General features: G+C 53.8%; 19 protein-coding genes. 14 read left to right on the top strand and 5 right to left on the bottom strand.

The window, feature by feature from the left end; all coding sequences use genetic code 11:
• The first annotated feature begins 14 nt into the window (after window positions 1-14).
• From ACT2B1_RS15710 to ACT2B1_RS15700, 3 genes are read left to right on the top strand one after another with little or no spacing between them, the layout of a single operon-like run.
• Window positions 15-2060 carry a hypothetical protein gene (locus tag ACT2B1_RS15710; protein ID WP_481668114.1) on the top strand — a complete coding sequence of 682 codons (2046 nt, stop codon included), beginning with the start codon at window positions 15-17 and terminating at the stop codon, window positions 2058-2060.
• A 1-nt stretch (window position 2061) separates the two neighbouring features.
• Window positions 2062-2628, top strand: coding sequence for an ATP-binding domain-containing protein (locus tag ACT2B1_RS15705; protein ID WP_481668113.1), 567 nt, complete (start codon window positions 2062-2064; stop codon window positions 2626-2628).
• Between the two features lie 47 nt (window positions 2629-2675).
• Entirely contained in the window at window positions 2676-2822 is a 147-nt protein-coding gene (locus ACT2B1_RS15700) for a hypothetical protein (protein WP_481668112.1), read from the top strand.
• Window positions 2823-3074: 252 nt separating this feature from the next.
• Here ACT2B1_RS15700 and ACT2B1_RS15695 read toward each other — a convergent pair whose 3' ends face one another.
• Window positions 3075-3551, bottom strand: a complete 477-nt coding sequence (locus tag ACT2B1_RS15695) for a DUF7255 family protein (protein ID WP_481668111.1) — start codon at window positions 3549-3551, stop codon at window positions 3075-3077.
• 81 nt (window positions 3552-3632) lie between these two features.
• Here ACT2B1_RS15695 and ACT2B1_RS15690 point away from each other — a divergent pair, with 81 nt between their 5' ends.
• From ACT2B1_RS15690 to ACT2B1_RS15670, 5 genes are all read left to right on the top strand, one after another.
• Entirely contained in the window at window positions 3633-4316 is a 684-nt protein-coding gene (locus tag ACT2B1_RS15690; RefSeq protein ID WP_481668110.1) for a DUF6946 family protein, read from the top strand.
• A 276-nt stretch (window positions 4317-4592) separates the two neighbouring features.
• Window positions 4593-5225: a hypothetical protein gene (locus tag ACT2B1_RS15685; RefSeq protein ID WP_481668109.1), complete on the top strand. Its 633-nt coding sequence runs from the start codon at window positions 4593-4595 to the stop codon at window positions 5223-5225.
• Window positions 5226-5479: 254 nt separating this feature from the next.
• Window positions 5480-6718 carry a hypothetical protein gene (locus ACT2B1_RS15680; RefSeq protein WP_481668108.1) on the top strand — a complete coding sequence of 413 codons (1239 nt, stop codon included), beginning with the start codon at window positions 5480-5482 and terminating at the stop codon, window positions 6716-6718.
• A gap of 1401 nt (window positions 6719-8119) precedes the next feature.
• Complete coding sequence (locus tag ACT2B1_RS15675) at window positions 8120-9115, top strand: HIT domain-containing protein (RefSeq protein WP_481668107.1); 996 nt, start codon at window positions 8120-8122, stop codon at window positions 9113-9115.
• 15 nt (window positions 9116-9130) lie between these two features.
• Entirely contained in the window at window positions 9131-11095 is a 1965-nt protein-coding gene (locus ACT2B1_RS15670; protein WP_481668106.1) for a DNA/RNA helicase domain-containing protein, read from the top strand.
• A gap of 137 nt (window positions 11096-11232) precedes the next feature.
• On the opposite strand, the gene ACT2B1_RS15665 is transcribed toward ACT2B1_RS15670, so the two are convergent.
• Window positions 11233-12222: an AraC family transcriptional regulator gene (locus ACT2B1_RS15665; RefSeq protein WP_481668105.1), complete on the bottom strand. Its 990-nt coding sequence runs from the start codon at window positions 12220-12222 to the stop codon at window positions 11233-11235.
• A gap of 197 nt (window positions 12223-12419) precedes the next feature.
• Between ACT2B1_RS15665 and ACT2B1_RS15660 the strand changes: the two genes are divergently transcribed.
• The 6 genes from ACT2B1_RS15660 (at window position 12420) to ACT2B1_RS15635 (ending at window position 18223) form a co-directional block, all read left to right on the top strand.
• A complete protein-coding gene (locus tag ACT2B1_RS15660; protein WP_481668104.1) occupies window positions 12420-13856 on the top strand; it encodes a metal-dependent hydrolase family protein in 1437 nt (478 codons plus the stop codon).
• Between the two features lie 66 nt (window positions 13857-13922).
• Entirely contained in the window at window positions 13923-14660 is a 738-nt protein-coding gene (locus ACT2B1_RS15655; RefSeq protein ID WP_481668103.1) for a DUF3299 domain-containing protein, read from the top strand.
• 8 nt (window positions 14661-14668) lie between these two features.
• Window positions 14669-15565, top strand: coding sequence for a hypothetical protein (locus tag ACT2B1_RS15650; protein ID WP_481668102.1), 897 nt, complete (start codon window positions 14669-14671; stop codon window positions 15563-15565).
• Window positions 15566-15573: 8 nt separating this feature from the next.
• A complete protein-coding gene (locus ACT2B1_RS15645) occupies window positions 15574-16767 on the top strand; it encodes a carbohydrate porin (RefSeq protein WP_481668101.1) in 1194 nt (397 codons plus the stop codon).
• A gap of 16 nt (window positions 16768-16783) precedes the next feature.
• A complete protein-coding gene (locus tag ACT2B1_RS15640; protein WP_481668100.1) occupies window positions 16784-17152 on the top strand; it encodes a hypothetical protein in 369 nt (122 codons plus the stop codon).
• A protein-coding gene (locus ACT2B1_RS15635; RefSeq protein WP_480721046.1) for an IS3 family transposase occupies window positions 17097-18223 on the top strand; the annotation gives its coding sequence in 2 pieces (ribosomal slippage) (window positions 17097-17361 and window positions 17361-18223; 1128 coding nt in all). The genes ACT2B1_RS15640 and ACT2B1_RS15635 overlap by 56 nt, the downstream gene beginning before the upstream one ends.
• 55 nt (window positions 18224-18278) lie before the next feature.
• Here ACT2B1_RS15635 and ACT2B1_RS15630 read toward each other — a convergent pair.
• The 3 genes from ACT2B1_RS15630 to ACT2B1_RS15620 form a co-directional block, all read right to left on the bottom strand.
• Entirely contained in the window at window positions 18279-18488 is a 210-nt protein-coding gene (locus ACT2B1_RS15630; protein WP_170776861.1) for a helix-turn-helix transcriptional regulator, read from the bottom strand.
• 89 nt (window positions 18489-18577) lie between these two features.
• Entirely contained in the window at window positions 18578-19087 is a 510-nt protein-coding gene (locus ACT2B1_RS15625) for a helix-turn-helix domain-containing protein (protein ID WP_170776863.1), read from the bottom strand.
• Between the two features lie 380 nt (window positions 19088-19467).
• Window positions 19468-20370 carry a LysR family transcriptional regulator gene (locus ACT2B1_RS15620; RefSeq protein ID WP_170776922.1) on the bottom strand — a complete coding sequence of 301 codons (903 nt, stop codon included), beginning with the start codon at window positions 20368-20370 and terminating at the stop codon, window positions 19468-19470.
• Between the last annotated feature and the right edge of the window lie 20 nt (window positions 20371-20390).

Genomic DNA, 20390 nt, shown 5'->3' with positions numbered 1-20390 from the left:
AAAGGACGATATAAATGGGGTGGCAATCAGAGCGGGATGCTGGCTTCGAAGTACTAGACAAGTTGCAGCTCATTTCAGACGCAGCCAAAGAAAGAATATCGGATCCAGGAGTTCTCATCCCGGCAGAAGACTTTAACCATCCACTGGCGGCTAGGGACGCAAAACGTGAATGGACGCGTAAGTCTGAAGAATACAGGCAACTTTCGAAAGAGCCGCTGGTGGTTGCGCTGCTCGCGGAAACTGAGGAAGGGGAAAGAAGAGTTTATTATTTCGCCCGAAGGGCACAAGTGGATGGTATCGCACGTTACTTTACTCATTCCATGTCTCCAATCGGGCATCTCGCGACCTATGAGCCAGGAGACGAGTATGATCTCCCGAATGGCCAAACACTCACCGTCGTTTCAAAGTTTGTTGTTACGCCTCAGTATCTCTCAGAAGTGTGGGATTCACGACCGGCACACATTTTTTGGGATGAGGAAACGCCGAAATCACTGTCATCACTGCTTGATCACCTAAACTTTGAGCAGGTGCAATCAGATGGCTGGGAGGCTCTAGAAGGTGAGCTGGAAACCCAGCCAAGGTCAACTCGCGGTGCTTTGAGAGGAACAGGTCTCCGAGACCAGGCTGTATTGGACAAAGTCCAAGATGAAATCTTCAGGCTTCCCCTTTCAAGTCAGTTGATGATTTCCGGTCCTCCGGGTTCAGGAAAGACCACGACGCTAATTCGTCGGATGGCTCAAAAGAACGAAATTTCATTTCTAACGCCAGAAGAGCAGGCCGTTGTTCAAAGAGCCGCCAGCCCAGATAAACACCATGCAGAGTCATGGATCATGTTTACCCCAACAGAACTTTTGGAGGGATATCTGTCGGAGGCATTTAACAGAGAGGGTGTTCCAGCACCCAAAGATCGCGTTTGGACTTGGTCTCAGTTTAGTGTGGATTTCGGGCGTGAGGAGGCACGTCTCCTTCGCAAATCGAATAACCGGTCAGGATTTGTTCTTGACGAGCAAGCTCGCCATTTGGCGCCCAAGGTACATGCTGCACCCACTGAATGGATGGCCAAGTTTGAAGAGTGGCTAGCTGAAGAACACTTGAAGGAACTGAAGAACGCGGCGACCAGACTTCAGACGTCACGGCAGACAGAAGTGATTTTACTATCAAGACGCATTTCAGACATCACGAACGATGAAAGCGCCGTCAGTATGTTCTCTGTTCTTGAAGAACTGTCCTCCCTTAGTGGCGAGCTGGAGCAGATTCGAGGCACCCTTCGTACAAAGTGGAGAGACTTGCTTGACCGGAGAATTGATCGATTTGGCCGGTTGGACAGTGACAATATCAGGAAGTTAGACGCGCTGGTTAAGGATATCGAAAAAGCTTCTAGCTCCGCTGCAAATGAGGAAGAGGTCGATGAGGAAGACGATCTGGAGTTAGAGGAAAGTCCGACGTCGCGAACAAGAAAAGACCGTGTTTTCGCGGTGATCAGGCAGGCACTGAATGCACAAGCTCGCAGTTTGCACAGCAAACGTAAACCGCCGCGTAGATACGAAGCCCTAATGGGCTTTCTTGGTGAAGAGGTGTTGGGCAAAGAACAGTTCGGTGAACTTGGAGGCGACTTAGAAATTCTGAGCGGTGCATCTCGCATAAGCCGTGCGTGTACGGTTTACTTTAGCTCTATGGGTTCTCGTTACAGGTCTTTTCGCAGGCAGGAACCTGAATGGTACAGCGAAGAAGAAGTGGCCCGAGAAAAAATTGATCGAGATGAGTTTGACGCCCTAATACTCACTAAGTTGAGAGCTGTGCGCGCATTGCTGCCTCGGGCAGATACCGACGTAAGGTTTTGGTCCGCACTTCGGCCCTTTGCAGATAAACTACGAAATCAAGTATATGTGGATGAAGCGACCGACTTTTCGGAGATTCAACTCGCAGCAATGTACCACCTCGCGCACCCTCAAGTGCGTTCTTTTTTCATGAGTGGTGACTTTGATCAGCGCCTAACTGAGCGGGGTATAAAAGACTTCTCAAGCTCTGCACCGTGCTGTTCCAGGTGTTTCAACCCGTGAGGTGGAGATTGGATATCGGCAGTCAAGAAAGCTTAAAGGTTTTGTTGATTTGATGCGACGTAGATGGTTGGGCGCGGAACCGAATTCAGCAGCGCCGACCTTTGGTCTTCATGATGGCTTCGAACCAGCCATGTTTGAAGCAAAGGGAGACTTAGACGCACAAGCGAGTTGGATCGCTGATCGCATTCAAGAAATTGACCGAATGAATGAACGGCTTCCATCTGTAGCGGTCTTAGTGCCGCGCGCTGATGATGTAAAACCTTTGGCAGAGCGACTTGAAGGGCTTCTGGATAGCATTCCTGTCTCGGCTCATGAAGAAGCTGGAAATTTAGGCCGTGATGAAGAAGTGAGAGTGTTTCCAGTGCATCATGTCAAAGGCCTCGAGTTTGAGGCCGCGTTCTTTGTCGGAGTTGATCAACTTCGCCACGATGTCCCTGAACTTTTCCAACGGTATCTTTACGTCGGCTCCACGCGAGCAGCAACGTTCCTGGGGTTTGCGGCTAACAACAAAATGCCATCTGAGATTATGGACCTGCGAGACAGCTTCGTTTCGACTTGGAAGGGCTAGACCAATTTCTTTTTCGCTGACCGGCGTTGACCTGGAGGCTGTTGTCTATGCGCGTGGACCGATGGCGAAATCGGTTGAACATGTGGACGTATCAGGAAATTGTTAAGGCACGACGTTGGATGGTGAACTACCTTCGCGGCAAAGCAGTCGAGTGCGAGCTAACAGGTGAGCGGAACTACGACCGCTATGTCTGAGAACGGCGGAGAGAAAGTCGACCACAGTAGCGGCGGGATGAACCTGCTGTGGGCGGCGCAAAAGTCGTCCGTCTTTGCCCTTTCTTTTGACGGAGGGAGGGTGGGAGGATCTTGACCGCGGACTTGTATTGTAAAGTTCGTTTAGCCCAGCCATCGAGGTCGACAGAGGATTGCACGGAGGATCTAGTCGAGATTCAATTAAAAATCGACAATCTTGGAGCATCCGCTGATATTCCCGCGCTAGAGGGCATCCTAGCCAAGGCAACAGAAGATGCGAGCGCCGCTGAAAGCACGCTGCCGCCATCGTGCAGGCCCTGCGCCGTTCAAACAGCTCCTGGGTGGCGAGGCACTAAATTGCTTTTCGCAACTCATGTTTGTCCATCTCTTTCCATGCTTGCCAGCGCGCAGGCATTCTTCTTCGTGCCGCGAGCAGAAGGACAGGTAGGAGGTTAAAGGAAAGTTTTCTAGCTCACCATATACACCTTCAGAAAGGGTCAGAGCACGATAGCGGTTGAAGTGAAGCTGCTCGTCGAGTTCGATTGCAACGCCTTCAAATTCAATATCCCAAGTCGCCCGCGGGTTGACTGGAAATTCCGCATTTACGCCACCCAGTCTCCGATAAGAGTCCATAGCAACCTCGAAGTAAGCCGAACCATAAATGTCTTCTTCGGTTAGGTGTCGCAGTTTGCGCCTGTCAACAGAGCCTTGGCTTGAAAGCGCTTCTTTCAACGCATTTTCTCTTTTGGGTATAAACGACCCTAGTCAAATTTTCCCTTGCAAAGCAAGGCAACCAACATTCCAAATGGGCACATGACTTTATTCTTTTGTAATGGCTCGGCTATAAAGAAGCCCGAAGAAATTATTCCATTCCTTGGTGGTGGTGAAAGACACTGGCGAAAGGGGCGCTCGGCGTACGAATTGGCTCACAGCTGGATGGATGTCAACGGTATACCGAACCAAGTTCGAAACGTACTTGAGACGCAAAAAGACTTCAGAAATCCAAAGCTTGTCGATGGGCACTTTGAGCGCGAGACCAAGATACCTGGCCGCGGCAAAGCCAGTCAAACAGACTTGTTAGCCCTCTGTAAAGCCGAGGGGGGTAGCTTTATTTTGGGGGTTGAGGGAAAAGTCGATGAAACTCTCGGCGACGTGGTTTCGGATTGGAACAACGGCACTCCGAACCGTCAGGTTCGATTGGAGGGTCTTGTCGACCTTCTTGGCGGTGATTTCACCGCTATTGGGAATCTGCGCTACCAACTCCTGCACAGGTCTGCTTCGGCGCTGCTCGAAGCCAGAAATTTCGGCGTCTCGAAGGCCATCATGCTTGTCCATTCGTTCGATCCGCGCCACGCATGGTTTGAAGACTTTGAAGCGTTCTCAGAATGGTTAGGTGTCCCGTGTGCGAAACCTGGTATTTTGTCCGATCCAGTACACCTACCCGATGTCGATCTTTTCTTGGGTTGGTGCGCTGACAGACCGGCTCTTAGCGAGTAAGATTAGCTGGTGCTCGGCCTTGGGCCAAAAGCGGTTTGCGCCGCCTCAGCGACCATGCTGACGAGAGCAACGCCAAATCTGCGCCGCACGAGGAGCGCATGCCATAGTTGGAGAAGGCACTTCACGAAAACTTGAACATCAGCCTGCGCATACCCATCTTCTCAATATTGTTAGAAAAAATTGGAGCCGCACATGCCTTTGCCTGTTTTCGCCGTAGCAATACCAGTCCTTCATTCCTCAGGCGCTTGGATCGCTTCTACTGGAGCGGCGGGGTACTTGGCAGGTACTATTTCCAGCACTTGGATCGGAGCGTTTGTATTCGGCAATAGCACACTACTGGGCAGTCTTGGGCTTATATCAGCAGCGGGTATTCTGGGGTCGACGGGTACTTTGACCGCGTTATCGTCCAGTGCAGCGCTCGGGGTCGGATCGGCATTAACTGCCGTTGGCCTTGGCGGGGTCGCAGGTACTTTGGGCATTGCGCCAGCAGTAACATTTCTTGGCCTGACGCCAGTGGGATGGGCGATTGCCGGTGCCACAGCGACTATCACCGCCACGCTTGGCTACTATTTTACACGGAAGACAATGCGGAGGCTCAACGAAGAGCGAGAGAAAGGCGGGCTTGAGCCAATCACCCTCGCACAAATTGTGGAAGAGGTAAGGCTACTCGAAGTGCAATCCTTGAAAACAATCCTCGCGCATTTGGAAAAGGAGTTAAGCAACGTCTCCCTATCAAACGACGGCATGGAAGTTTCGGTTGACGGCCAGATTTTTTCGATCCGCCGCCTGAAGTATGTCGTTAACCAGGACGGATCGGAGGAGGTTGTATTTGTGACCCGTTTAGGTCGCAAGAAGCGTGTTCTGCTGGTGAAAGCCGCGCCCGGAACCGATGATGGGCTGCCAGCGTAGGTCTGTCCTGCCCTTTTTTCGATGTGTGTTTAGTACTGTGCATTCCGTTTCGCGCATTGCGGCATAGCAGCGTCTTGGGAGAGTCGAGGCTGGCCTTTGCCCTCAGTCCACACGAGTCGATCCGCCGGGTCGAAGACTTGTAGTCTCAAGCATGATGCATACGCTTCGTCCATTTTTTTGAGCGCTTGAGCTTTCTCAGTCTCCGTCGCATCGTTACCTGGTACACTAACAAACTCGTGATTGAAGGAAGCGGCATGAAGCAAGACGATCTGTTTCAACCCTTGGAAATACGTCGAGCCCGAATTTCCAATCTGGGGAATAAACTGAAGACCCTGCGAGATATGCAGCAAGCCATAGCGCGCGAAATAGAAGACTACGAGGCATTCATACCATTAGTCGAAAAACAGAAGCTTCAAGATCTTGAAGCAAAAGTTCCGAAACTATCGCATCAGATAGCAACCGTCGACGAAGAAAGGAAAAAACTCGAACGCAAAATCGAAAATATTTCCGCGACACAAGTCAGCCCTGTGGTTTTCTGGGGGTATTTTCGTCACGGGCAAAGAGAACTACGAAGTGAAACGAAGAGACTGAAAAAAGAGCTCTGCGCAGTCGAAGTGCGATTAAAGTTCAATCGGGACTCACTGATCAGGACTAGGAACGAAATAGATACTACCAAGACACAGATTTCGTGGCACGAAGCCTTTGATCTCTTGGTCGCCAGCCAACGGTTTTCAAGCGCCGAGGCAGAAATCAGACGCGCCAAGGAAGATCGGGAAGCTCTTCAAGAAGAACTTGTGAAGCTTGAAGAGAAGATCCATCCCCACAAACAAGAGTATGATCGTTTGATGTCTGATCTTGCCTCGGCGAAATCTGATGTTGTAGCTGCGCAGGATTTGGACGAAGAACTCAGTAAGGCCCCCAATAGCTACGAACGTGCAATGATCCACGAGGAATGTCAGAGTAGGTTCGGCGCAGGCAGTCCAAGGAAGATCATCAGTGACCGCAACTGGAAGATCCGCCGTCTTGAGAATAATATTCCAAAACTTGAACGGCGGATCCGGGGAGAACTCCAGAAATCTGAACGCGTAATAAGTCACCTGCTGATTGATGGAAATAACGTCTGTTATGAAGGCCAAGCCTTTATAGGTCTGCGGGCGATCTCGACGCTAATTTCGGCGTTGAGTGATCGCATCAGAGTTACGGTCGTCTTCGACGCATCAATTCGTTCGATGCTTAGGACCGACACCCAAGGGATCAAAGGGAAGTTGGGGTCTTCTGTGACTGCTCACGTCGCTCCGACGCGGACAGCCGCAGATGAATATATCCTAAAGATGGCAGGGCAAGACAAACAGACATTCATTCTGAGCAATGATCGATATGCCGAGTATCACGACTACCACGCAGTTAAGTCGTGTCGAATCCTAAGGTTTCTGATCGCTGACGGAAAAATAATGGCTAACGATTTGGATATAGCACTGAGCATTCACAACTGAAATTTGATTCCGCACGAAGAGCGGCGGGCGCAGAAAGTGTCTCAAGGCGCAGTGTTCGGGCGAAGAATCATGAAGTGCACCCGAATTCAATGGGTCCTTACCCTAGCTTCTGAAGCGTGAGTAAGTGGTGAAGTCGTCAGAAAATTCGAACTCATCTTTCTGTACCACTTCTGTACTATCGCAAAATATGTCGACAAAGTTCGGTCCTTTGAGCGACCGTTTCCCTCGAAATTGATCGGACGCCATATCCGAAGCAAAGTTTGGGTTTATCTGATTTGAGACGCTGTGCTCGGACACTTTGACTCCAGGCGCTTTGGTTGGATTCCCAAAAGCGGAATCATACTTTTGAGCTAAGTTATTGAAATTTTTAGCAATTGAATCTGGGGGTGCTATTGGGGGTATTAACACGAATCCAACATCATTGTGTGCATTCAGATCTCGAACCTGGATCGTAAGGGTGGCTTGATAAGTGTTGCGTCTAAAGCCGGCTGAAAACAGAAGTAGTAAAACAAAGTGGTTGGCTCATCCATTTCGAGTGGATCATGACACTACGCTTCACTCTGGTTTTCGCTCTCATTGAGATAATGCCTTCATTAACCTGCAACAGGATTGTGCCACTCCATTGACCATGTATCGTGTCACAAAGGAGAAACCAGATGGCATTCGCTTGCTGCGCCTTCGCCACTTCTGGGAAACGCCCCCTGTGATTTGGTGCAGTTTCGGAAACTGGTTGTTTGCAAACACTAGCGAGGATCAATTTGGTTTGTCGGACTGATATCCTGTACCACTTCTGTACCACTTCTGTACCACTTACAAAAAAGTTGACACGGTCGCAGTTTCTCGAATTTTCTTCACCAAGTAGGCACTCTAGGAAAGGAGGGTTCCATTAAAAGATTATTAAATTCAAATTGTTACTTGTAATGCAGCCAATAAATCATGGGGCATGGGCACGAACAGTGAATTCAAGGTAATTGGATTGAAAATCCTCGTGTCGGTGGTTCGATTCCGCCCCCGGGCACCACTAAAGCTAAATGAAAACAAAAACTTACCGCTCATTCAGTGACTTGATCCAAATGCGATTTTGTGTTTGGGTGACAATTTGGGTGACAGTTGACGAATTTCGGCGAAATGTTGTTGTTCAGCCGCGGCGGTGATTTGTGAGTTGGCGAATCTAATGCGATTGTTGGATAGGCTAACGCCTGCTGTTTTCGAAACTCGGTGTGCCAAATTTCCTTCCTTCAGCTACGTAAAAGTTCACGCGGCGACTTGGCTGGACTTATGGGACTCTCAGCCGCGGCATGACTGCCTATGATTGCCTCGCCTTATGCCAGCATCAGCAGATGACGTATCTGAGCGGCACAGTCGCTTGCGAGCCGCAGATGTGTCGCTAAAGTCTTGGCAATGAACGTCGAACAACTGAGCCGATATATTACCGAGCGCATGCGCATGTCGCATGTGTATCAGCCCGTAATGCTACGTGAGCTTTTGAAGTCCGAAGGCGAAGCGAGCGTCGAACAAATTGCGAAAGCGCTGTTGTCACACGACCGGTCGCAAGTCGAGTACTATGAGGTCCGGACCAAGGACATGGTCGGAAAGGTATTAACAAAAAACGGCGTTGTTGACCCTGTGAAAATCGGCAACCGGATCGTCGGATACCGCTTAAAAGATCTAGGTGAAATCAGTGCAGATGACCGAACACGGTTGATCGCCGAATGTGAAGGTAAGATCGCCGATTATGTCGAGCGGCGCGGCGACAATATCTGGCAGCACAGGTTCAACGCCAAGGGCTATGTTCCGGGCTCGATCCGCTACGAGGTCCTGAAACGCGCCAAATACCGTTGTGAGCTATGCGGAGCGTCTGCCGAAGAGGTCGCTTTGCATGTCGATCACATCGTTCCCCGCAACAAAGGCGGTCAAGATGACCTGAGCAACTTTCAGGCGCTTTGCATCACATGCAACACGAACAAACGGGATCAAGACGACGCTGATTTTCGGGGCGTGGTGAATACTTATGGGCATCGTCAAAGGGGGTGCATCTTCTGCGAAGTGCCAACGGATCGAGTGATCGCCGAAAACGAACTGTGTTACGCAATCCGGGACCGATTTCCGGTTACGTCGTTGCACACACTGGTCATTCCAAAGCGGCACACCTCAGATTACTTTGACCTGTTCCAGCCAGAGTTGAATGCAATACGGCGAATGCTAGGAGAACTGCGTTCTGAGATTCAAGACGAAGACCAGACAGTGTCGGGGTTCAATGTTGGCGTGAACGCCGGTGAATTTGCCGGGCAAACGGTCTTTCATTGCCACGTACATCTGATCCCGCGGCGACACGGGGACGTGCCGAGCCCCCGCGGTGGCGTGCGTGGCGCCATTCCTCAAAAGCAATCCTATTGAGAAAAACTCGTTATCGTGACCAAGTCATACTTTGCCGCAAGTGTTGCAGATTTTTCGTCCCAACAGACTGATGACATCATCGGTCGGCTGTCGATGCAGGTAGGTCTGCAATTTGACGGCAACCAGCGGCAACAGATCCGCGCTTGGCGTACCCAGATCGAACTGTTGAAATCAGCTCTGGCGAACGTGGAGAGTGAAGGTTGGGGTATTCTTCTTGAGTTGCCCCTTTTGCGCCTGGGTCGGCGCATAGACACAGTCATCTTGGTCGGCGATGTAATCGCTTGTATCGAATTCAAAATCGGGTCGACGACATTCTCTGGTTCAGACCTAGACCAAACGATCGACTATGCGCTCTGCCTCCGGGACTTCCATGCCGCCAGTCACGGAAAGCGTATTGTGCCAGTGCTCTGCAGCGACCAAGCGCCAGTGACTGTTCCGCAGGGTGAGATTGAATTCATTGATGACGTAAGTCAGTGTATTCGAACGAACGGCGAAGGGTTGCTTACCGTTCTACGAGCAATCAAGGAACTGGCGACGGGAAATCAGATCGAGTGGCAAGCATATGACGCCGCCGCGTACAGCCCTACACCCGATATCGTAACCGCTGCGCGCAGTCTCTACTCGGGGCATTCCGTCAAGGAAATCGGTCGCGCAGATGCAACGGCGGAGGCATTGGAGCGGACTGCCGATCGTTTGAAGGAAATCACTAACGAAGCGCGACGAGAGCAAAAGAAAGTGGTGTGTTTCGTTACAGGTGAACCGGGCTCGGGCAAAACGCTTCTGGGATTGGACTTGGTATTCTCGGGAACCTCCGGGCGTGTCGCCGAAGAGCCAGCGGCGCTACTTAGCGGAAACCGGCCTCTTGTGTACGTTCTTCAAGCAGCGATCGCAGAGGATGCGCGTGAGCGCGAGGGAATAAAGGCGGCGGAGGCACAGCGCCGGTCGCAGCAGGCACTTCAAACACTTTTAGGGTATCTCAAAGATCATGCCGACGCGGATGCTCACCCACCGGAAAACGTCATAGTCTTCGATGAGGCACAGCGAGCGTGGGATGCTGACACAGGATTAAAGCTGCTTGGCCGAGCCAAATCAGAACCTGAACTGTTTCTAGAAATCATGGGGCGCCTGCCTTGGGCATGCCTTGTTTGCCTTGTTGGTTCGGGACAAGAAATCAATCGTGGTGAAGGCGGGTTAGCTCTGTGGGGTGAGGCACTAGCGAACTCTGACGACTGGACGGCCCACATTTCTGACAAGGCGCTCGAAGCGCGTGAGGGGTTGCTCGGTTTTTTTGATATCGCGTCCGGAGCCGAAGTATCACTCGTGAACGATCCGGATCTTCACCTGAGTTCGAACCTTAGAGCGTATCGGAACAATCTGCATGGTGCTTGGGTCGCCGCTCTTTTGGACGGCAATATAAGCTTGGCGCAAAAAGTATCTAATCAGATGGAGCATCCTCCTGCTTTGGTTACGCGCGACCTTTCGGAAATGAAAGCGTGGCTGCGGGCGCGTCGAAGAGGAGAGCAGCGTGTAGGTTTGCTCGCCAGCAGTGGTGCGACCCGCCTCGTCGCCGAAGGCATACCGCCGTCGCCCCGTTCTGATGACCTCAGCACCGTTGTTCACTGGTTTCTAAAGCCGGCAGGTGATTTCAGATCTTCGAATGCGCTTGAAACGCCACTCTCGGAGTTCGTCTGCCAGGGTTTAGAAATCGACTACGCGGGCCTGTGCTGGGGCAATGACTTAATTTGGAACGGCCAGGAGTGGATTCCGAGGAAGATGCGCGCGCCCAATTGGCAACTACTCAAGCGAGAGGACGCGCGGCAGTATCGCGTCAATACGTACCGTGTTCTCCTGACGCGAGGGCGAGCCGGTACGGTGATCTTTGTTCCGAAGGGCGACGAAACTGACTCTACGCGGACGTCGAAAGAGTTGGATGGGATCTATGACGTACTGCTGGCATCAGGTTGTCAGCATTTGTCCTGAGCATACGCTGCCCTCCGAACTATTGTTTTATGCCGTTGCAGCCATCGGTCCTGCGTGCAGCATGGTGCAAGAAGGGCGGTCTGCGGACATTTTCTGCGGAACCCACGAAGGTCGGGAATACGGTTTGCACCCTCAGATTAGTCGGCTGTCTCGGCTCTGAACTTGGATGGTGTACGGCCATTGGCCCGCCGGAACGCACGAGCGAAGTTGCCCGCGTTGGAGTAGCCAAGAGCCTCGGAGATATCTGCAATAGGCCGCTCGGTTTCCCTGAGTGCGCGACGTGCGTACTCCTGCTGAACGAGGTCAAGCTCGGTTGTGAAGTCTGTACCAACCGCAGCGAGGCGACGCTTGAGTTTTTGTGGGCTCATCGAGACCAGCTGAGCGCAATCGGTTGCCGAAAGCGCTCCCCGTCCAATATGGGTACGAAGCACCTGTCTGAACGACCAGATGAACTCACTTGTGCCCTCCTCAACTTGTTGCGACGTCGCCGGGTTTGAGGTCGACGGATCGAACGGCATCCAAAGCCACGACGAGGGAAACCGGATTGAGTAGCCGGTCCAGTCACCTTTGAACGGACGTGACAAATCGAACTCGGGCGGCAGAGCACTGGGGTTGCTAACCTTCAGGCTGATCATCGAAGGGTCGAGCTGATTTCCAAGTGCCCGGCGCAAAATGGCCCAGCTGATGGCGACCATGAACGCATCGACCTGTGACGGCTGTTTCACAGGTGCGTAGCTCCTCTCTTCGCCGAACTCAGCCGTTTGCCCGTCGATGTGGAGATACACAGTGCCGGTACTCGTCTGTTCGCTGGCCTTCGCGCAGAACATCGAAAGGTACTCACCGATGGTTTTCGCGTGTTCTTCGGCGTCAGCGAGCATATCCCAACCGTTCAGAGGGAGATTTGCGCCCGACCGTGCACAGAAATGAGGGTCATTGGCGACCTGTGCGGCGATCTCCAGAAACTGATGGACCACCAGGACGTGCATCGAGAGGTCCGGATCGTGGGTCGCCTCCTCAGACAGCCCCACGCTTTCGAATGCGAGATCGGGTTCGATTCCCCTGGATCGCAGTTCGTCTGCAAATGGTCGAAGTAGGCTCAGTTTGACGAGCGGCAGGGCTGGTTTCATGTCTCTCGGCTTCACAACTAGTGATTCAACCATACCGGCAAAAGATGGCGCCGGAAGCTCCGACGAGCGCAGAGCAATCATTTCGGGTCAAAAAAGTATCTCTGACGACCCTCCGGGATGAGCGAGCCTGCGATTTCCGGGGTAGGATCATTGGGAGATGCAAGTCCTTCCCTTGCACCAAGCCTCTGGAGGAATTGATGAAACGACTACTGACGACAGTTTCCTTGTCTCTTTTTGCGACAACGGCGATGGCAACCGACATGGCCAGTGTCTACGCGCCCGGCGAGACCGCTGCCATGGCACTTGACGCAAGCCGCCCCGAACAGACACTCATCACCAACGTCAACATTTTCGACGGCGTGAACGATGGGCTGACGGAAGGCGCGAGCGTCCTGATCGAAGGCAGCCTGATATCGCAGGTTGCAACCGAGGCTATTGATGCGCCGGACGCCGTTGTCATTGATGGCGGCGGGCGGACTCTCATGCCGGGCCTGATCGATGGCCATGCCCATGTGATGATAAACAACGACTACGGTGTCATTGAACGGGACAGCGACATCACCGATCTGTCCTACAATGCCGTTCTCGTCATGGAACGCTTTCTCATGGACGGTTTCACGGCGGTTCGCGACATGGGTGGTCCGGCCTTCGGGCTTGCGCGGGCTGTGGACAGCGGATTGATCGTCGGCCCCCGTCTCTATCCGTCTGGCGCTTTCCTTTCCCAGACATCCGGGCATGGCGACTTTCGCGACCGGGCCGATCCGGGGTTCAGCTACAGCGATGCAGCCGACCTATCGAACTTCGAACGCATGGGGATCGGAACCGTTGCTGACGGCGTTCCGGAGACACTCAAGGCGACCCGCCTGAACCTTCGTAATGGTGCGACCCAGATCAAGATCATGGCTGGCGGTGGTGGGTCCTCGCGCTTCGACCCAATCGATACGACCCAGTATTCGACGGAAGAAACCTGCGCGATTGTCCAAGCCACCAAGGATTGGGGAACCTATGTCGCCGCGCATGTCTTCACCGACCGGGCCGTGAACCGGCTGCTCGATTGTGGCGTGAAGACCTTCGAGCACGCTTTCTTCCTGTCGGAAGAGACCATGCAGCGTATCGCGGCAGAGGGCGGCTATGTTGTCCCGCAAATGTGGGGCATCTCTCCGGATCTCTCGAAGAACCCGCTCATGCCACCCGCCAAGATTCCGCTCGTGCAGGAGCTCGGCAAGCAATACGCCGATTTCGGTCGGAACCTGCTCAAGAATGGTGTGAAGGTCGTGTTTGCCTCTGACTACGTGGGGGTTAACGCCGATGCCGAACGCGCCCGTCGCTACGAGATCTGGTGGCGCACACAGACATTCGACTCCAACTACGAGGTTCTCAAGCAGATGACTTCTGTTGCGGGCGAGATCTTGGCGATGTCAGGCGAACGCAACCCGTACAAGGATGGCATTCAGGGCGTGATCCAGGCGGGCGCTTATGCCGACCTTCTGCTGGTGGACGGCAATCCGCTGGAGGATATCAGCGTGATTGGCGGACAGGAGCAGTGGTTCGATGCGCCTGAGGAATGGGAACCCATCGAAACCATCGACCTCATCATGCTCAATGGCGCGATCTACAAGAACACGCTGAACTGAGTGACGGGCGGGACGGTTTTCTACCTCGGTCGTCCCGCCTGTTCGCGACTTTAGGATATCTCAAAGATGGCAGTGGCTATACGTTCGATGCTTGCAGTGGCCTTCCTGTTGGCCGTTCCGGCCGGCGGGCATGCGCAACAGGCCGTGGCCTGGTCGGAGTTGCCGGATGCGTCGGCCCAGGTGTTCGAGGACCCGTACAAGGCCCTCTCGGCCGACCAGTTGTCCACTCTCGTGGAGATTGCGCGTATGCGCGAGCAGGTTGCCGCGGGCGATGCCTCTGTGTCGTCCCGGCTTGTCGAGCGCGAAGCCGAGTTCGCCGTGAGCGGTGGTGATGCGGACTGGTTGATATCCCAGAGATGGGTGGTTGCAGGCCGCCGGGAACATGCCGCCAATGCCGGCAACGAAGCTTTCAATGGGTCGCTTGTGACAGTGACTGGTTTCGCCATTCCCGCCCCACCTGACACAGATAGCACACCCGTCGCCTATCTCGTCGAGCAGAGAGGAATGTGCAGCCACATGCCCCCTCCGATGCCGAACCAGATGATTCGCGTTCGGCTGACTTCGGACTGGATACCCGAATACATGCACCAGCCCGTCCGCCTGACGGGCCGGCTCCACATCGATCCTACGGAAGAAATCTTCCGGGTGGTTGATGGCGACGTTCCGATGAATGCCACATGGCGGCTCGATGCGAAGGCGGTCGAGACCTTCACCCCGATGCCCGCTGCAGGAGACGCAAGTGCAGAATGGGTAGAACAGCTGCGTGCAAAACTGAAAACGAACAAGCCCGGACCCGGTGAGTAGGAGTTCCCATGTTGTACCCGAAACACCTTGGCGCGGCGCTGCTCGCCCTGTCGCTCACACCGGTTGCAGCCTCGGCGCAAGGCGTCGGCCCGAACATTGACGAACTCGCCAAAGAGTTGGCCAACCCGGGCGCAGCGAATGCCACGATGAACTTCAAGCTTGAATACCGAACGTTTTCCGGCACCCTGCCGGATGCCGACGAGCAGGACAGCCTGACATTGACATTCCAGCCGGTGTTTCCGTTCAAACTGCCGAACGGCAACAACCTGATCTTCCGCCCGGCCTTTCCCTATGTCTGGGATAACCCCGGATTCAACGCGGATTCATCCGCGTTCGAAAACGTCGATTCCTTCGGAGATATTCCCTACGATCTTCTTTACTCGTGGCAATCCGGCGCCTGGACACTGGGTGCAGGGGTTGTCGGCTCAATCCCGACCTACACCGACCTGTCATCCGAGAACTGGACCCTCGGTCCAAGTTTTCTGGCGGTGAAGACCTTTGACTGGGGCGTGGCCGGTCTGTTCCCGTTTCACAACGAGAAGATTGGCGGCAACGGCCCGGAGATGTCGATCACCTCGCTGCAATACTTCCTGTTCTACGGACTTGGAGATGGCTGGCAGATCGGCACCGGGCCGACGAACACCTATGACTGGAACGCAGACGCCGACGATGCCTGGACCGTCCCGATCGGGCTGACCCTTGCCAAGACCACGGCCATCGGCAAGCAACTTGTGAAGCTCAATTTCGCGGCCGAGAAGAATGTGATTGCTCCCGACAGCTTTGCGTCAGACTGGAAATACACCCTCCAGATCAGCCCCGTGGTCAAGAATCCTTTCCAACCCAACCCTCCGGCCCCACCGATTGACGCGGTCACCCGTGCGGCGCTTCTTGCGCCAATCCGATAGGAGAGCGAATGTTCATACGTTCTAAGGCGGCGCTGGCCGCCCTGACAGTGGCGGTGCTTCCCGGTCTGGCTCAGGCCCAACAGGGCCTATCCGGTCCGTCCTCGGTCGAAGCGGAACTGACGCCTGGCGACGGGTTGACTGATCCGCAGCCCCGAACGCAATTCCCGCGCAATGTCATGCCCGGCTACTTCGACTGGAAAGATCGGTTGGCTGAGAATGGCCTACGGTTCAATCTCGACTACTTTGCCCTCGGGCAATGGAGCGATAGTGATTTCGGTGAAGGGGAGGCCGGCGGTGGCGTACTCCGCTTCTACGGAAACTGGCAAGCCACCGAGAACGGGTCTGTGACATTCAAGGTCGAGAACCGGCACGCCTATGGTGAGGTTGCGCCTCAGTTCTTCGGTTTCGATAGCGGTGCGCTCTCGATTACCGGCACGGGTTTCAACGACAGTGAAACCATGTTGACCAACTTTTTCTGGACCCAGCGGGACCCGAATGGGCGGTGGACCATTCAGGTCGGTCAGTTGGACCTGACGGACTTCGTTGACATCTACGGCCTTGTCAGCCCGTGGACCTCGTTTCAGAACCTCGCCTTCAACACCAACCCCACGATCAACGTGCCAAACCCCGGCCTTGGCATCGCAGGCGGTGCGAAGCTTGGCGAGAATTTCTACGTTGTGGGCGCGGTTGCCGATGCGAATGCCGACCCGACAGAACCGGACCTCGATGTTTTCGACACCGGCGAAACCTTCAAGAGCATCGAGATCGGCTACACCAGTGGGGGCGACCGGATCTATTTCGACAACATCCACCTGACCTTCTGGCAGGCCGACGAAGCCGAGGATGGCAGTCGGGCCGAGGACAAGGGCGTCGCCTTCTCCGCCGCCTGGTTCATCGACAACACCTGGATGCCATTCATCCGCGCGGGCCAGTCAGAGGGCACGGCAGCGCTCTACGAGAGGTCCCTCTCCACTGGTCTCGGCTGGTTTCGCCGCAACACCGATCTTGCCGCGATCGGCTTCAACTGGGCCGAAGCGAAGGGGTTTGACGAGACGCAGTTCACCACGGAAGCCTTCTATCGCTTCAACATCTCTCCGGACTTCCAGATCACACCCTCGATCCAGTATATCCGCGACCCGCTCCTCAATCCCGGCCGGGACGAACTGACCATACTCGGCCTGCGCGCCCGGATCGTCTTCTGAGGCAGGACCAGAACACATGAAACTCCTCTTCTCCACTGTGCTGGCATGTTTTGCGCTGGCGGCCATTTCGCCTGCAGTCGCGCAGGACTTCTCACATAGTATTTCGGACGGCCCTCTGCCGTGGAACGACAAGCCTTTCGACACAGGCGAAGACCGGTTCATGTTTGCCATCCATTCGGACCTGACCGGCGGCGAGCGACCCCATGTGTTCGAGATCGCCATGGCGCAATTGAACCTGTTGCGTCCGGAATTCGTGATCAGCGTTGGCGACTTTGAGCCTCCCCCACTGAACTGGTCCACCGTTATGTTTAGGAAACGGAGGACCACGAATGGCAAACAAGAGACCAAAGCCCGAAGAGATTGTCTCGAAGTTACGGCAGGTTGAAGTTCTGATGGGGCAAGGCATGTCCCGTCTTGATGCGATCAGGCAGATCGGCGTTGTTGAACAAACCTATTACCGCTGGAGAAAGAAGTACGGTGGAATGGGTGTAGATCAGTTGAAAGAACTCAAGCGGCTTCAGAAAGAGAACGAGCGACTGAGACGCGCGGTTTCAGATCTGACGCTGGACAAACTGATCCTGACGGAAGCCGCAAAGGGAAACTACTGAGCCCCGCTCGTCGTCGTGCCTGCATCGATCATGTTCGTAGCCATCTGAACGTTTCCGAGAGACGCGCCTGCCGCGTGCTTGGACAACACCGGTCCACGCAACGGCGTGTCCCAGAAGGTCGCGCAGACGAAGACCGATTGGTGGCCGACATGATCGAGCTGACCCGTCAATACGGTCGATATGGCTATCGCAGGATCGCTGCACTGCTGAGAGAGGCTGGCTGGTCTGTCAGTGATGGGCGGATTGAACGGCTTTGGCGACGGGAGGGGCTGAAAGTGCCAGTGAAACAACCGAAGAAAGGACGGCTCTGGCTGAACGATGGGTCGTGTGTTCGGCTACGGCCAGAGTTTCGCAACCATGTTTGGTCGTATGACTTCGTCCATTGCCGAACCGATGATGGAAAAGCCTTCCGAACGCTGAACATCCTTGATGAATACAGTAGGGAATGCTTGGCAATCAGGGTCGAGCGGAAACTGAACTCGACCGATGTAATCGACGTTCTGACGGATCTGTTCATACTTCGCGGCGTGCCGAGTTTCATACGTTCTGACAATGGGCCGGAATTTGTCGCCCAGGCTGTCCGAGACTGGATTGCTGCCGTCGGCGCCAAGACGGCTTACATCGAACCCGGCAGCCCATGGGAGAACGGATATTGTGAAAGCTTCAATGGCCGGTTCAGGGATGAGCTACTCAACGGAGAGATCTTCTACAGCTTGCGCGAAGCACAAATCCTGATCGAACAATGGAGAAAACACTACAACACAAAACGACCCCACAGTGCTCTGGGTTACCGCCCGCCAGCGCCCGAAACCATCATCCCGATGGATCACAGGCCGATGATGCACTAACAATCAACTTGGACCAGTCAGTTGAGGCTGCTCATTTGACTGGGACACCAATGCTTTAGTTCCGTTTCCCGGCAAGCGCGGCAAGCGCTTCCAAGATTTCCGGCTCGGAGAAGATGACGGTTCTCGGTCCTAGCCGGATGCCCGCCGGGAGGAGACCTTTCTTGCGCAGCCTATTCTGGGTCCCTCGCGAAATTCCGTATCGCTTAACAATATCGCGTTCACGAACGAAGGGTGGTTGTACTAGCGGCTTAGCTTCCGATGTCATCTTCAAGACCTCATGTGCGTACTGGGCGACATGAGCGATGATTAATCGACTAAATCGGACGAGTCCCGGTGCCATAAAAGGCACTACCCTTAAAGCTCGCGTCTGCGAACACCCCTTTTCTCATCGCGTTCTTCCGCATCAAACTCAAGTTCCAGTTTCTGGATCAACTCATCGACCGTTATTCCACGATGGAGGGCCGTCTGCTCCAACCAGTTTTCTAGAAGAGATTGTCGGAAGCGCTTAATCGGGTAAATCGACTCGCCATCGCTAATTTGTTCGCTTGCCCCAACAGCGACGAGCGATTGACCGAGCGCCTCCAAACAAGCCTGCATCTTTTGAAGACTTGGCATAGGGCGATTTTCCGCTTTGGCGCTGAACCACTTCTTAATGGTTCGCGACGGAACTCCGGACCTTTCAGCCAGCTCTTCATACGAGATTTGCTGTTTGTTCATCAGAAGAGCCAGCCACTGGACAATGTCATCGGCGCCGGCGAGCCCCTTTTCATGTTTTACCCTTAATGGCGTGAGCTTCGTCTGTGGTGGCCAACTGCGCAGGGGCGGCGTTATCGAACGTTTTCTTGTGCTTGGTTTGTCCGTCATGCAGATGATTTGGTTGTCGGTTTAAAGCCTAGTCAACTATTTTCTGCCACTTATTGATTGTTGGTTCATTAGTTGAATCGATAGTCTTATCATACTTACGAAGCACGGACCGGATCATTGGTCGCTTGGTACTAGGTGTCAGTGTAACAGAATGACGAGCGGCTGCGTCATATGCAAAGCGGTCAAAGAAAGGAAGTGCTGCAAATGCCCGCTTCGAGCCCAAAGCTGCCACTACTGCTATCGCCAACGATCGCCATTTATTGGACTTGGGTGCCGTGTCAGTACACTTCCAATTTTGGCTGTGCTTTCAACTTTTCCGGCGATTGGGGCGCCAAGTCGATCTAAAGCCGTCCGGTTAGTCTTCATTGTTGATTGTCAGGTCATTTGTCGTCTTGGAGATTCCGAAACCGGCGCACCAGGTAATCCACGAACGCTCGGGTTTTCGGCGCTAGATTGCGCCTGTCGGCAAACATTGCGACGATAACAGTGCTGGGTGGTGCGTATTCCGGCATAACATGGACGAGTTCGCCGGATTTAAACTTGCAGTCTGCGATGTAACAGGGGAGCCGCGCGATCCCTATACCAGCCAGAACGGCTCTGAAGACGACATCCGTGCTGTTTCCCTCAAACCTGCCCGTTGCTTCAAATTCATCGCCTACCGTGGGTTCGATGCTTTTCCAAGTGTTCCTTTGGCTTCCTCCTGCTACCCTTAGGCAATTGTGGTCGGCCAACTCGGCAAAATTCGACGGTTTTCCAGACCGCTCAATGTATCCAGGTGAAGCACAAAGCACCCTGCGGCTCCGCATGATGCGCCTAACGACCACATCTGGGTTCTTGCGTTGTTCAGCAAAGCAGATTGCTACATCGAACCCTTCACTCCGAAGGTCTATCTCACGGTCGGTTAAATCCAACGACACTTGAACCTCGAGATTCTCTTCCATGAATTCAGGCAGAGCAGGGATCAGCTGGGACTTACCAAAGGCAACCGTGGACGCGACTCTTAATAATCCGCGCGGGATGCCGTCAAAGTTATGTATCATCGCTTCGGCTTCTTTGAATTTATCAGCCATCGCTTTGCATTTTTCGTAGAATGCTTGGCCTTCTTGCGTCGGGGAGACACCTGTTCTGGTGCGATTCAGAAGGCGGTAGTGCACCTGATCTTCGAGCAAACCGATCTGCTTGCTTACAGCCGATGGGGTTTGTCTCATTGATCGTGCAGCCGCAGATATGCTTCCCTGCTCGACAACCGTCGCAAAGATTAACATTTGCGCAGAAATATCCATGCCGTGACCCTTGCTGTTCC

This window comes from Ruegeria sp. S263 (assembly GCF_056780525.1).
Note: the sequence above shows the minus strand (reverse complement) of the source record. Positions and strands in the feature narration are given on the sequence as shown.